Genomic DNA, 13,437 nt, shown 5'->3' on the forward strand with positions numbered 1-13,437 from the left:
AACCGCGTTTCGCGGACTCTCTGACAATGCATCCGCACAGTGGTGGGATCGCGAAACGGATTGCACGCTCGTGCTGTCGACCCCCACCGCCGAACCGGAACTGTGGGACGACTTCATCGACGGCGCACTGCGCAGTTACCGCAAACACGGGGTGGAGCGCGCCATCGAGCCGAGCACACTCGTCGACCCCGTCGCGACGTCGTTGTTCCTCGCCGCGATCGACGACGCCGGCCGGGTGGTGGGTGGCGTCCGCGCCCAGGGACCGTACCGCGAAGCCGAGGAGAGCCACGCAGTGGTCGAGTGGGCCGGACAGGACGCACTTCCCCTGGTACGCAAGATGATCGATGACCGGCTGCCGTTCGGCGTGGTGGAGATCAAGACCGCGTGGTCCGACGCCGGACACCCACACAGCCGCGCTCTGACGTCCGTTCTGGCGCGTATGCCGCTGCACGCCACCTTCATTCTCGGTGCGAAGTTCGCCATGGCCACCGCCGCGGCGCACGTGCTGGATCGATGGCGGTCCTCCGGCGGTGTGGTCGCCTCCCGGATCCCGGCCACGCCGTACCCCGACGAGCGCTACGAGACCAAGATGATGTGGTGGGATCAGGCCGAGTTCACCAGAACCGCGGACCCACAACAGATTATCGCCACCCGCGCGGAGTCCCGCGTGTTGCTGCCCCTGCTCGAGGACATCGGCGGATTCGGCGGCGCCGTCCAGCTCGGGGTCTGATCGGCGGCCGGCCCACCGCCAAACCCCCGACAGCCCCGAACAGACCCGCCGACGAACAGGTGCGCCACGACCGGCGGATGTCACCATGCGCGCCGGTGTCTGCAATAGACTCTCCGCAGGCTGCCCGGAACCCGCCGGCAGCAGGGGCCGAAGCGGATTCTGCGACGCGCCCGACACTGCGTATTTCCGGGGCCGTGCTTCGCGTTCGGCACCGGACCAGGTGCGTCACACAGAGAGGTCTAGGTGCCCCGCAGCCTCGAACTCGTCGTCACCGCGGTCGCCACACGTCTGATCGCCGTCGACGCCGCCACCGCAACCGGCGTCAGCCAGCACGTTCTGGCCGAACTGGTGACCTATTTCGGCGTCGATTCCAGCTTCCTACGCCACCATGACCACACCATTCACGCGACCCGGCTGATCGCCGAGTGGCCACCCCGGCCGGTCGACGTCCAGCCCGATCCGCTGGCGTTGATCCACTTCGCCGACGCCGAACCGGTGTACGCGCTGGCCGAGAACCTGATGGAACCGGTGGTGCTGGGGCCCGAAACCGGCGACACCGGGACCACCGTGGCCTGCGTGCCGCTGCGCTCCGGCGAGGTCACGACCGGGATGCTGGGCTTCGTCACGGCCGGAGACCGGCACTGGAGCACCGAGGAACTCCATGCCCTCACCGCCATCGCCACCTTGTTCGCCCAGGTTCAGGCGCGGGTGTACGCCGAGGACCGGCTGCGGTTCCTGGCCGAGCACGACGACCTCACCGGATTGCACAATCGCCGGGCGCTGATGGCACACCTGGAGGCCCGGCTCCGGCCCGACCAGCCCGGCCCGGTCAGCGCGCTGTTCTTCGACCTGGACCGGCTCAAGGCGATCAACGACTATCTCGGCCACTCCGCGGGAGACCGCTTCATCCGGGTGCTGGCCGAGCGGCTGGCGCAGGCCGCCGGACCCAGCATGATCGTCCGGCTTGGCGGTGACGAATTCGTGGTGGTGCCCGCCGCGCCGACCGGTGTGGACGCGGCCGAGGAGCTCGCCCACCGGCTCCAGCATGTGCTGTCGAAGAAGGTGCCGATCGACGGTGAGATGGTCACCCGCACGGTCAGTATCGGGGTCGCGGTCGGCGTGCCCGGCCGGGACACCACCTCGGATCTGTTGCGGCACGCCGATCAGGCCGTGCTCACCGCCAAGAACTCCGGCGGCAATCAGGTCATCATCTACTCGGATGCGATCTCGCTGGAGAGCGAGTTCCGCAACGACATCGAACTGCACCTGCAGAACGTCATCGAGACGGGCGCGCTGTTCCTGCGGTACCTGCCCGAGGTGGACATGCGGACCGGCAAGGTGCTCGCCACCGAGGCGCTCGTCCGCTGGCAGCACCCCACCCGCGGTCTGCTCGCCCCGGACTCGTTCATCGGGGTGGCCGAATCCATCAACCTCGCAGGCGAACTGGGACGCTGGGTGATGCGCACGGCCTGCGGCGAGTTCGCCCGCTGGCGGGCCAACGGCGTCGGGCTCGACGCAGTCCTGCGGGTCAATGTGTCGCCGGTTCAACTCGTCGCGGACGGTTTCGCGGAGTCGGTCGCCGCGATCGTGGCCGAGTTCGGCCTGCCGCCCGGCTCGGTGTGCCTGGAGATCACCGAAAGCATTGTCGTACAAGACATCGAGATCACCCGGGTGACGCTGGCCAAGCTGCACGAGGCCGGGGTGCAGGTCGCGATCGACGACTTCGGGACGGGGTACAGCGTGCTGTCCCTGCTGAAATCGCTTCCGGTCGACGCGCTCAAGATCGACAAGAGTTTCGTGCGGGATCTCGGTGCCGATCCGGGCGACCTGGCCATCGTGCGGGCGATCATCGCGCTGGCCGAGGCGTTCGATCTCCAACTGGTGGCCGAGGGCGTGGAGACCGAGACGGCCGCCAGCACCCTGCTGCGGCACGGGTGCCACCGCGCGCAGGGGTTCCTGCTCTCGCGCCCGATTCCCAGTGACCAGATGGAGGCGCTGCTGCGCCGGGGCTCGATACCGGTGGACTTCTCCGCCTAGCTGTTGTGACCTGACACGTTGTTGTCAGGCGGCGAGTCTGGTGATGGGTGGTTTCCCGCCGAGGGCGGAGTGGCCTCGTTGAGTGTTGTATCGGCGCAGTGTTGACGACGGTCGAAAAGTAGGCCAGAAGCGACGGTGAAAAGTAGGCCACGTGGTCGTGGTTATTGTGCCGTGTTGTCGGCTCTGGCGGAGGGCAAGGTGTCGATTCCGGTGTCTTTGAGCCGATAGCTGGAGCCTTTGAGGGTCAGGACGTCGGCGTGGTGCACGATGCGGTCGATCATCGCCGCGGCCACCACTTGGTCTCCAAACACGTCGCCCCAGCGGGCGAAGGGCAGGTTCGAGGTCAGGATCAGTGAGGCGTGCTCGTAGCGGCTGGAGACGAGTTGGAAGAACAGGTTCGCCGCGTCCTGCTCGAAGGGGATGTAGCCGACCTCGTCGACGACGAGCAGACCGATGCGCCGCAGCTTGACCAGCTCGGCAGGGAGCCGCCCGGCGTTGTGGGCGGCTTTGAGTCGGGCCACCCAATCCACCGCGGTGGCGAACGCGATGCGGTGCCCGGTCTGGGCAGCTTTGACCGCTAATCCGATCGCGAGGTGGGTCTTGCCAGTTCCGGGCGGCCCGAGGAGAACGACGTTGGAGGCCTTGGCCAGGAACGCGCCGGTGCCCAGGTGGGCGATCATGTCCCGGTTCAGCGCCGGCTGGTGATCGAAGTTGAAGTCCTCCAACGATTTGCGAGTCGGGAAACCGGCGGATCGGATACGCGTCGCCGCGCCGGAGGCTTCCCGGGCCGCGACCTCCCGTGACAGGACCGCGGCGAGGTATTCCTCGTGGGTCCAGCCCGCGTCGCGGGCTTGCTCGGCCAGCCGGGCAGCCGAGTCGCGGATGCGCGGCGCCTTGAGAGCCTGGGCGTAGTGCAGGACGGCCTTCATCGGATCCTCGGCCATGCTTATGCCACCTCACCATCGGAAGTGACTGTGCCCGTCGTGAAGTCGACGCCGAACGCCCGGTCGTAGTCAGCCAGGTCGCGCACCAGCTGATCACCTGCCGCCGGAGGCGGGCCGGCCTGGAACTGGTGGCGCAGCACCGCGGCAGCCTGCACGTGGGTGGGATCGGTGAGGGTTTGTCGCGCCGCCCAGCAGCGGTCGTGAGCCGCCAGCAGGCGCCCTGACCGGGTCACCGTCACACGGCTCAGGGTGGTGCTCACCTCGACGAGTTGGCCGATCGCATGGGGGTCCACGGAGTAGTCATTGCCGGCCACCCGCACGTAGTAGTCGCGTCCCAGCCGCACCGAGGTCACCGTCTCGACGGTCGGCGGCACCGGTGGTAGCGCCAGCATGTGCGCGCGATCGATATCGAGGAAGTCGACCGGACGACCATCCAACACCCGCACCCGTCGGTTGTTGGCAAGCGGAAGCCACTGCCCGAGCTGATCATTGAAGTCGTGCGGTGAGCTGAAGCTGCGACCGGGCAGAAACGAGGTCTCCAGATACCGGTTGACTCGCTCCACCATTCCTTTGGATTCGGGGTCGTTAGGCTTCATCTGCACCAGTCGCGACCCCAGCGTGCCCACCAAGGCCGTCACGGGTTCGCTCAATCGGCCGCGACGGCCGATCCCGGCTTCGTTGTCCCACCACAACTCGTGGGGCACCGTGGTGAAGTTCTGCGAGAGCAGCTGCCACATCCCGGCCACGAGGTCCATGGTTTGGCGCGAGGGCAGCATCACCGCGGCGACGAACCGCGAGAACGCGGCCACCATCACCAGCACCGGCAGCATCGCCTCCTGACCGAACCCGACCGCAATCCTCGGTGCCGGGAACCACAGGTCGCACTGGATCACCCGACCCGGCGGATGCTCGAGGCGATCGACCGGATCAGCAGGCAGATACTCCGGACGGATCGCCCGGACCCGCTCCCGGAACCAGGAGATCGAGCCGGTCCAGCCGACCCGCTCGGCGAGCACCGTCGCCGGCATCCGGGGATAAACCGACAACAACGCCCGAAGCCGCGGCTCCACCTCGGTGATCGCCGACGGACCTGCCGCCCGCTCGTACTTCGGCGGACCATCACTGGCCAACGCGCTGGCCACCGTGTCTCGCGCGATGCTCAGCTCTCGTGCGATAGCCCGCTGCGACAACCCTTCGCTGCGGTGAAGGTGCCGGATCAAGGCCCAGTCTTCCAAGGAGATCACCCATCCAATCTGATTGGGTGGCCTACTTTTCAACCGTCGCGACTGGCCGGATTTTCAACCGTCGTCAACACGCAGGAATCGGTCAAGTGCTCGTTTGCGGACGCTGCTGGAGGTCCAGGGTCGGGCGTAGGCCCATTCATTGAGCAGGGTCCGGTTGAAACGCTCGGCTTTCCCGTTGGTCCAGGGGCAGCCGGGCTTGATGAACCTGCGTCGCAGTCCCCAGGCCGTGCACACCCAGCCCCAATTGGTGCCGCGCCGGTAGACCAAAGCGTTGTCCGTCAGCAGCCGCCGCACCCGCACACCGTGGCCGGCGAACCACACCATCGCTCGGTGCAAGAATCCTGCGCACGTGAGGTCTTTCTCGTCGGGCAGTACTTCGCTGTATGCCAGCCTGGTGCGGTCATCGATCGCGGTGTGCACATAGTCATAGCCGATCTTGGTCTTCTTGTGCCGGTTGGCAACTGACACCTTCGCGTCGCGGCCGTGCAGGCGCCACCCTCCACCTTTGGGGATGCGTCCCAACTTTTTGACATCGACGTGGACCATTGCTCCTGGGGTGCGGTACTCATAGCGGTTGGGGCTGCGCCGCGACGAGCGCACCGGCTGCCCCGTGATCGGGTCGATCGCACTCAAGTGCGGCACCTGATGGCGCGCCAAGACACGGCCTACCGTCGAGGCGTGCATCCCGAGCTCGGCGGCCAGCACGACCGCGCCGCGCTTGCGGCGCTGCCGAGCTCTGAGCACTTTGCGCTCGACGTGTTCACTGGTGCGCGTCGGCATCCGGTGCGGACGCGAGGACCGGTCGGCCAACGCCTCCTCACCGCCCTCTCGATGGCGGCGCAGCCACTTATAGACCGTGGCCCGCGAAATGCCCAGTTGTTCAGCGACATGAGCTGGCGGCCAGCCCGCGGTGACACGCTCCACGATCAAGCGACGTGCGAACAGGTTGGTGCGAGCGTTAACGTGAGACACGAGGACCTCCTACGGATAGATGCCAGACACATCCACTCCGTCAGGAGGTCCTCCCCATTTCAAGCCGCCACGCCGTCAACAACCTCCAAGGTCACAACACCTAGCCGTCCTGGCTCTCGGTCGCGCTCAGCACCTCCACCCGACCGAACCGGCCGGCCTTCAGCCCGACCAGGCTGATCCGGCTGTCGGCGGCGAGGATCCGCTCGTCGGCCGGTGCCGGGTTCGGCGACGTCACCACGATGCCGACGCGGGCCTGCACCGCCCACGGCCCGTCCGGGGAATCGACGACCACGCCGGCGATCTCGCCCTCCTCGAACACGAAACGCTGCAGCGGGCTGTCCTCGACCACGTCGATGTCGCGGTCCGCCACGAGCGCGTCCAGCCGCTCGGTGAACGTGCGGTCGGCCGGGCCGGTCTCGTCGAGGGTGGCGACCTCGAACGACTTTCCGCCCGACGTCCGCATGGTGGTCGTCGGCCAGTGGTCGACCCGGGTGAAGAGCAACCCGTACGGCGAGGCGATGCAGGTCGCCGCCCAGACCCCCAGGCGGGAGCCGACGAACGTCTCCACCTGAGCGCGCCGGGAGGTGTCCACCCGGACCTCGTGCAGCGCCCGGACCTGCAGCTCAGCGGCGTCGTCGGCGAGCGTCACGGTGGGCAGCTCCTCCGCCAGGGCGTCGAAGTATGCCGTGCTGTCGGGATCGTCGAGGACCGGCAGCCAGCCGCGCGGACCGCTGACATCGACCGGGGTGCCCGTGCCCGGCCGGGCCACCAACACGTCCAGCCCGGCGTCGACCGCGGCGATCGCGCAGGCCAGTACTCCCGGTCCGGCACCCACCGCAACCACGTCGACCATCTCGTCCCACATAGTGCGTCAGCAACCCTTTGATAGCTCTGGATCATTGCCCGCGCGATGTCGGCCGACGCGGGTAACCGTTGTCCGCGCTGGTTTCGATCGCTCACATCGAATGATTCCGAGCCTTCTCAGCGGCAGCGAATGCACACAACCCGCCGCCCGTAGACGTCGCAAATTTGCCAGCACGTATCGCGGCAGTGATTCACCCTAGCACCCCCAAACCGCCACCACCTGCGGTGACGCGGTGGCCACCCGGGCCGATCGCCCGTGGCTCGACCACATCACAGGCGCACCCGGGAGCGATAGATTTCACAACCCGCCGCCGAACTGCTACTTATATATCTAAGTTAGACAGCATACGGAGAGGCAGGCACTCATGGACCTGAGCTGGTCGGATGCGGACACCGCGTTCCGCGACGAGGTACGCCAGTTCCTGGCGGAGAAGATGACCCCGGAAATCCAACGCGCCGGACGGCTGATGACCAGCGTGTACAGCGATCACGAGGCGAGCCTGGCCTGGCAGGCGATCCTGCACGAACGCGGCTGGGCAGCACCTGCCTGGCCGGTCGAATACGGCGGCTGCGACTGGAGCCTGACCCAGCACTACATCTTCAGCCGGGAGTCCCAGCTGGCCGGTGCCCCGTCGCTGTCCCCGATGGGCATCCGGATGGTGGCGCACGCGATCGTCAAGTTCGGCACCGAGGAGCAGAAGGACTTCTTCCTGCCCCGCATCCTCACCGGCGAGGTGTTCTTCTGCCAGGGCTACTCCGAGCCGGAGGCGGGTTCGGATCTCGCGGCGCTGACGATGGCGGCCGTCGACGACGGTGACGACCTGGTCTGCACCGGCAGCAAGATCTGGACCACCCACGCCACCGAGGCCAACTGGATGTTCGCCCTGGTGCGCACCTCCCGCACCGGCAAGAAGCAGCAGGGCATCACCTTCGTGCTGCTGGACATGACGACCCCGGGCATCGAGATCCGCCCGCTGGTGATGACCTCCGGCGAAGAGGTCCAGAGCCAGGTGTTCTTCGACGAGGTCCGGATCCCCAAGGCCAATGTGATCGGCCAGATCGACGAGGGCTGGACCGTCGCCAAGTACCTGCTGGAGTTCGAGCGTGGTGGCGGCGCCACCGCACCCGCACTGCAGGTGATGGCCGAGAACATCGCCGCGGTGGCCACCGAGCAGCCCGGCCCGAACGGCGGCAAGCTGATCGACGATCCGGCCTTCGCCCGGAAACTGGCCGACGCCCGGATCCGCACCGAGGTGCTGGAGATCCTGGAGTACCGGGTGCTGGCCGCGCTGGCCGGCGGCGGCCATCCGGGTGCCGCGTCCTCGATGCTCAAGGTGATCTCCACCGAGCTGAGCCAGACACTGACCGAACTGTCCATGGAGGCGGCCGGTCCGCGCGGGCGCGCCTACCAGCCGCACGCCGCCTGCCCCGGCGGCCCGATCGCCGACTTCGAACCGCCGGCGGACGACTACCTGTCCGGCGAGCCGTGGCAGGCCGTCGCACCGCTGCGCTACTTCAACGACCGCGCCGGCTCGATCTACGCCGGCAGCAACGAAATTCAGCGAAACATCCTCGCCAAAGCAGAATTGGGACTGTAGATGGACTTCAAGCTAACCGACGAGCAGGAACTACTCCGCGACGGTCTCTCGAAATTCCTGGCCTCCCGCTACGGGCTGGAGTCCAGCCGGCGCGCCATCAAACTCGGTGCGGGCTGGCAGCCCGAGATTTGGCAGTCCTTCGCCAACGAACTCGGCATCCTGGGCGCCGCACTGCCCGAGGAGATCGGCGGGATCGGCGGCGGCCCGGTGGAGATCATGGTGATCGCCGAGGCGCTGGGACACGCCCTGGTCGTCGAACCCTACGTCGACACCGTCGTGGTGGCCGGCGGCCTGCTGCAGCGCGCCGGCGGCGACATCGCCACCGGGCTGCTGGAGCAGATCACCGCCGGGGAGGCCGTCATCGCACTGGCCGCCGCCGAGGCCGCCTCCGGTGACCGCTGGCAGGACGTGACCACCACCGCCCGCGCCGAGGGCGACGGCTGGGTGCTCGACGGCGCCAAGATCGTGGTGCTGCATGCCCGGCTGGCCACCCACCTGCTGGTCACCGCGAACACCCCGGCGGGGCTGTCGCTGTTCCTGGTCGACCTGGCCGGCAGCGATCCGACCCAGGCACCGGCCGGCCTCACCCAGCACCACTACCGCACCGTCGACGACCGCTGGGCGGCCGACATCGAACTGGCCGGGGTGCCCGCCACATTGCTCGGGCCGGATGGCGGGGCCTGGGATTCGCTGGCCCGCGCCCGCGACGAGGGCGCCGCGGCGGTGTGCGCCGAGGCTGTCGGCAACATGCGCAAGGTGGTCGCCGACACGGTCGAGTACTGCAAGCAGCGCCAGCAGTTCGGCGCCCCGATCGGCAGCTTCCAGGCCCTGCAGCATCGCATGGTGGACATGCACATGGAGTTCGAGCAGTCGGTGGCGGCGGTGTACCTGGCGGTGCTGAACCTGGAGGCCGAACCGGAGCAGCGCGCCCGCGCGGTCTCGGCGGCCAAGGCCACCGTCGGCCGGGCCGCCCGGTTCGTCGGCCAGAACGCGGTGCAACTGCACGGCGGCATGGGCATGACCGAGGAACTCGCGATCGGACATTACTTCAAGCGGCTCACCGCGGTGCAGTACGAGTTCGGTTCCACCGACCACCACCTCACCCGGTACGCGGAGCTGACCCGGCCCTGACCGGCCGGCAGCGACTTCGCTGTGAACCGCGGCCGCCGGACGGTACGCTGATTTTCCGATGGACCTTTCGCCGCTCACTGTGGTCGCCTACCTGGTGGTAGGCGCATTCTGTGCGGCGTGGTTCTGGCGGGTAATCCGTACCGCCGGCCGCCCCGCGAACTTCGCTCTGATTCTGGTGAGTGGAGTATTCGGTGCGCTGTGGCCGGTGATGGTTCCCGGCGTCACCGTCTACCGGTGGATGCTGCCCCGCCCCGCCGATTTCCGGGAGGACGCCGCGACGCCGGTCTCCCACTAGGAGGGACCATGCGCACCGGTACTCCCCCGATGACCCCTGCTCTGATCCACGGCCTGGTGGCCGCCGCGGCGCGGCGCGCACCGGAGCGGCCCGCGCTCATCACTGCCGACGGCGGCACGGTCACCTTCGCCCAATTCGATGCCCAGGTGCGGGCCACCGCCTCCTGGATCACCGCCCGCAGCAGCCCGGGTGACCGGATCGCCGTGCTGGCCGACAACAGCGCCGACTACGCCCGGCTGTACTACGGGGTGCCGCGCAGCGGCCGCATCCTCACGATGATCAATCAGCGGCTCAGCGTGCACGAGCACATCGACCAGGTGCGCCGCGCCGCGCCCTCGCTCGTCCTCGGGGACGCCCGGTACACCGAACCGTTGCGCGGCGCCGCCGGGCCCACGGTGTCCTTCGAGGACCCCGAGTGGCACCGGGACTCCGACACCGAACCGGATATCGCTGTGGCGCCGGATGATCCGGCATGGCTGCTGTTCACCAGCGGATCAACCGGCGCCCCCAAGGGGGTGCTGCACACCCACCGCTCCATCACCACCGCGGTGCGCGGGACCGTCGCCGGCCGCGCGGTGCGCCCCGGCGGGGTCTATCTGCTGCCGTTCCCGATGTGCCACATCGCCGGGTACAACATGCTGGTGCACCACAGCGTGGCCTCCACCGTGCTGCCGGTACCCGCCTTCCGGGCCGACGAGTTCGTCGCCGCGATCAATGCGCACGGGGTGACGTCCTGCTCACTGGCCCCGACCATGTTGCACAGCCTGCTCGCCCACCTCGAGGCCACCGGGGCGGCAGTACCCACGCTGCGCGATATCGCGTACGGATCCGCGGCGATCCCGGCCGACCTGTTGCGCCGGGCCGTCGATCGGCTCGGCGTCGGATTCCACCAGGGCTACGGAATGACCGAAACGGGCGGCAACATCACCTTTCTCGGACCGGCCGACCACCTCAGCGACGATGCGCAGGTGCTGCGCAGCGCGGGCCGCCCGCACGACGAGGTCGAGCTCCGCATCGGTACGGACGGCGAGATCCTGGTTCGCGGTGCCCAGGTCGCATCCGGGTACTGGCCGGACGGGCCGGCCACCGTGGACGGCTGGCTGCACACCGGTGACGCCGGGTTCATCGGCGAGGACGGACGACTCGTGGTCACCGACCGACTCAAGGACGTCATCATCACCGGCGGGGAGAACGTGTCCTCGCGTGAGGTGGAAGACGTGCTGTCCCTGCATCCCGGTGTCGACCAGGCCGCGGTGATCGGCGTGCCCGACGAGTACTGGGGCGAGGCGATCTGCGCGGTCATCGTCGCCCACGACGGCGCACGGCCCTTGGCCGAGGACCTGATCGCCCACGTGCGTGCGCACCTGGCGGCGTTCAAGCGGCCCCGCCGGGTGGAGTTCGTGGACGCGCTGCCGCTCACCGGCAACGGCAAGGTCGCCAAAGAGGTGCTGCGGCAGACGTTGACACCGTCCGCGGCCGGTTAGCGCACGACCGAGATCCGGCCGGTGTCCCGTCGGCTGGGCAGCGAGGTCGGCGGGGTTGCCGCCAGCCGCAGCGTCAGGGCGATCGAATCATCCGGGTCGATCCCGACCAGCGAGACGAATTCCTTTTGCAGACGGCCCAATTCGTCGGCATGGTCCGGGGACAGCTGGTGCAGTTCGGCGGCGGTCCTGGCGTACAGGAAGGGCGGGGACACCGGTTGCGCGCCGACACCGCGCTGCCCGGCGGCGATCCAGACCGCTTCCACCGCGGCGCCGCCGGTGGCGTAGTCGCGCAGCGTCGTGCCCGCCACACTGACCACCGCCAGCGCGGAGCTGGCCCGGATCCGGTCGCGCATATCGTCGCCGAGCGCCGAACCCTCGTTCCACCGCGCCAGTTCGGCCATCACGTCGGGGCGGCGCAGCACCCCGAGAACGGCCATATCACCCTCGTCGAATTCCAAGTTGCGCACGTCGATGCCGGCGTCCGGGTCGGAGTCACCGGGCCAGCGCAGTTCCGAGATCATCTCGCGGTGCAGGTGCGGGGTGAGGAACCGGATCCGGTCGGCGGCAGCGAACAGTGTTGCCACCGTGTCCATATCGTCTCGGTCGGTGATCAGGTGCAGCCGGCCGCCCTCACGTTCGGCCGAGGCCGTCAGCGCGGCCACCAGATCGGCGTCGAGGGGTTGCGGTTCGCCGTGATGGCGGTTGGTCTCGCGGGCCACCATCGGTCCGAAGAGTCCGGCCAGTTCCTCGTCGGCACCCGCCCCGATGCGCAACCGCGCCCGCAGCGGCACACCGCCGGCCTCCTCGACGATGCTGGCCTCCCCCAGCGCACCGTGCGCCGCCGCGGCGATCCTGGTGTTCAGCAGCGCCGCACCGACGGCCACCGCGCTGCCGCGGAAACCGACGTCCATGGTGGAGGTGAGCGCGGGTGCGATCTCGATGCTGACCTCGTCGGGTCCGACCTCGATCCGCCAGGGCTGGACGTTACCCCCCGAGGGCGCCCGCATCGCCGCGGTGGCGAGATCGTCGAGCAGGTCGCCCGGTGTAACGGCTCCGGCCACCGATGTGACCGGTTCGCTCACCACCGCAGTGTGGTGGCCCATCTCGGGCTCGTCGATCTGGTCCAGCGCGGCGCCGATGTCGAGCCGGGTGCGGCCGGAGCGCAGTTCCTCGCCGAGACCGATCCGGCGGGCGGCTTCGGTGACGGCGGAGGCGCCCACGGTGACGTCGGCGGCCAGCTGCGGCCACGTCGACAGCGACTTGTCGATCTCGATGAGTGACGCCGCGGTGCGCGCCGAGAGCCGGTCGGCCTCCAGGTGCCGCAGGATGTGCGGGATCTTCTCCCGGTTGGTCATGCCCGGCAGCAGGTCGATGTCGAGCTGGCCGAGCAGCCCGTGCAGGATCGGCCGGCCCGGTTCGAGGTCGAACCGCTCCACGTCGACGATCCCGCGGTCACTGGTCGCCATCAGCACCGGAATTCCCCGCTGCTGCGCGGCAACCCGCAGGACCGCCTTCATGTGCAGCGAATCGCATTCCTCGACCGCGATGTCCAGGCCGTCGATGAAGGCGTCGAGACTGTCGACGTCCAGGCCGGTGTCGAAGACCTCCACCTCCAGGTAGGGGTCTATCTCGGCAATGCGGCGCGCCGCGACGTGCGCCTTGTTCACCCCGAGGTCGAAAACGGTGGCCGGCACCCGGTTCAGGTTGGACAGCTCCAGCTCGTCGAAGTCGGCCAGCCGCAGCCGCCCGCACACGCCCTGCATCGCGAGCGTGTGGGCGATGATGTGCCCGACGCTCAGACCGGCGACGCCGACGACGAGCTCGCCGAGCCGGTCCTGTTCGGCGGCGGTGATGTTGTTGCGGTTGCGGTCGAGCCGCAGCGCGCGAAAAGCGCGCGGCCCCAGCACCGATATGACGGTGCGCCGCCACGGGTAGTAGGCCCAACGCCCAGGCTCGTGCACCAGTTCGGCCTGCGGCGCCGGGCGCATCGCCTCGAGACTGGCCAGTTGCAGCCCGTGATAGTCCAGGAATTCGATGCCGGGGTCGCGGCGGAGTTCGTCGAGGACCGCGTTGTCCGCGGGCTCGGCCGGGTCCAGAATCTGTGCGCGATAAGCGATCGGCATGCTTTCCTCATCGTC

11 protein-coding genes are annotated in these 13,437 nt (G+C 68.6%); 6 read left to right on the forward strand and 5 right to left on the reverse strand.

The features are described from left to right. Positions 1-70: 70 nt before the first annotated feature. Together V4U86_RS18755 and V4U86_RS18760 are read left to right on the forward strand one after the other, a co-directional pair. Positions 71-730 (forward strand): hypothetical protein, encoded by a 660-nt coding sequence (locus tag V4U86_RS18755; protein WP_395307445.1) that lies wholly within the window; start codon positions 71-73, stop codon positions 728-730. A gap of 243 nt (positions 731-973) precedes the next feature. Then, positions 974-2,767: a putative bifunctional diguanylate cyclase/phosphodiesterase gene (locus V4U86_RS18760; protein WP_395307446.1), complete on the forward strand. Its 1,794-nt coding sequence runs from the start codon at positions 974-976 to the stop codon at positions 2,765-2,767. A gap of 161 nt (positions 2,768-2,928) precedes the next feature. Here V4U86_RS18760 and istB read toward each other — a convergent pair whose 3' ends face one another. The 4 genes from istB to V4U86_RS18780 form a co-directional block, all read right to left on the reverse strand. Further along, on the reverse strand, positions 2,929-3,711 hold the full coding sequence (gene istB / locus V4U86_RS18765; protein WP_395307447.1) for an IS21-like element helper ATPase IstB: 783 nt from the start codon (positions 3,709-3,711) through the stop codon (positions 2,929-2,931). A gap of 2 nt (positions 3,712-3,713) precedes the next feature. Next, positions 3,714-4,946: an IS21 family transposase gene (istA, locus tag V4U86_RS18770; RefSeq protein ID WP_395311938.1), complete on the reverse strand. Its 1,233-nt coding sequence runs from the start codon at positions 4,944-4,946 to the stop codon at positions 3,714-3,716. A 63-nt stretch (positions 4,947-5,009) separates the two neighbouring features. After that, positions 5,010-5,927, reverse strand: coding sequence for an IS481 family transposase (locus V4U86_RS18775; protein ID WP_395307448.1), 918 nt, complete (start codon positions 5,925-5,927; stop codon positions 5,010-5,012). A 100-nt stretch (positions 5,928-6,027) separates the two neighbouring features. Next, positions 6,028-6,792, reverse strand: a complete 765-nt coding sequence (locus V4U86_RS18780) for an FAD-binding protein (RefSeq protein ID WP_395307449.1) — start codon at positions 6,790-6,792, stop codon at positions 6,028-6,030. Positions 6,793-7,156: 364 nt separating this feature from the next. On the opposite strand from V4U86_RS18780, the gene V4U86_RS18785 reads away from it, so the two are divergent. From V4U86_RS18785 to V4U86_RS18800, 4 genes are read left to right on the forward strand one after another with little or no spacing between them, the layout of a single operon-like run. Continuing rightward, positions 7,157-8,389, forward strand: coding sequence for an acyl-CoA dehydrogenase family protein (locus V4U86_RS18785; protein WP_395307450.1), 1,233 nt, complete (start codon positions 7,157-7,159; stop codon positions 8,387-8,389). After that, on the forward strand, positions 8,390-9,520 hold the full coding sequence (locus tag V4U86_RS18790; RefSeq protein ID WP_395307451.1) for an acyl-CoA dehydrogenase family protein: 1,131 nt from the start codon (positions 8,390-8,392) through the stop codon (positions 9,518-9,520). Positions 9,521-9,578: 58 nt separating this feature from the next. After that, positions 9,579-9,815 (forward strand): hypothetical protein, encoded by a 237-nt coding sequence (locus tag V4U86_RS18795; RefSeq protein WP_395307452.1) that lies wholly within the window; start codon positions 9,579-9,581, stop codon positions 9,813-9,815. Between the two features lie 8 nt (positions 9,816-9,823). Then, complete coding sequence (locus V4U86_RS18800; protein WP_395307453.1) at positions 9,824-11,299, forward strand: AMP-binding protein; 1,476 nt, start codon at positions 9,824-9,826, stop codon at positions 11,297-11,299. Here V4U86_RS18800 and V4U86_RS18805 read toward each other — a convergent pair. Further along, positions 11,296-13,422 (reverse strand): Rv1355c family protein, encoded by a 2,127-nt coding sequence (locus V4U86_RS18805; RefSeq protein WP_395307454.1) that lies wholly within the window; start codon positions 13,420-13,422, stop codon positions 11,296-11,298. The genes V4U86_RS18800 and V4U86_RS18805 overlap by 4 nt on opposite strands. Between the last annotated feature and the right edge of the window lie 15 nt (positions 13,423-13,437).

Origin of the sequence: Mycobacterium sp. AMU20-3851 (assembly GCF_043974665.1) — a bacterium.
Lineage (GTDB): Bacteria > Actinomycetota > Actinomycetes > Mycobacteriales > Mycobacteriaceae > Mycobacterium.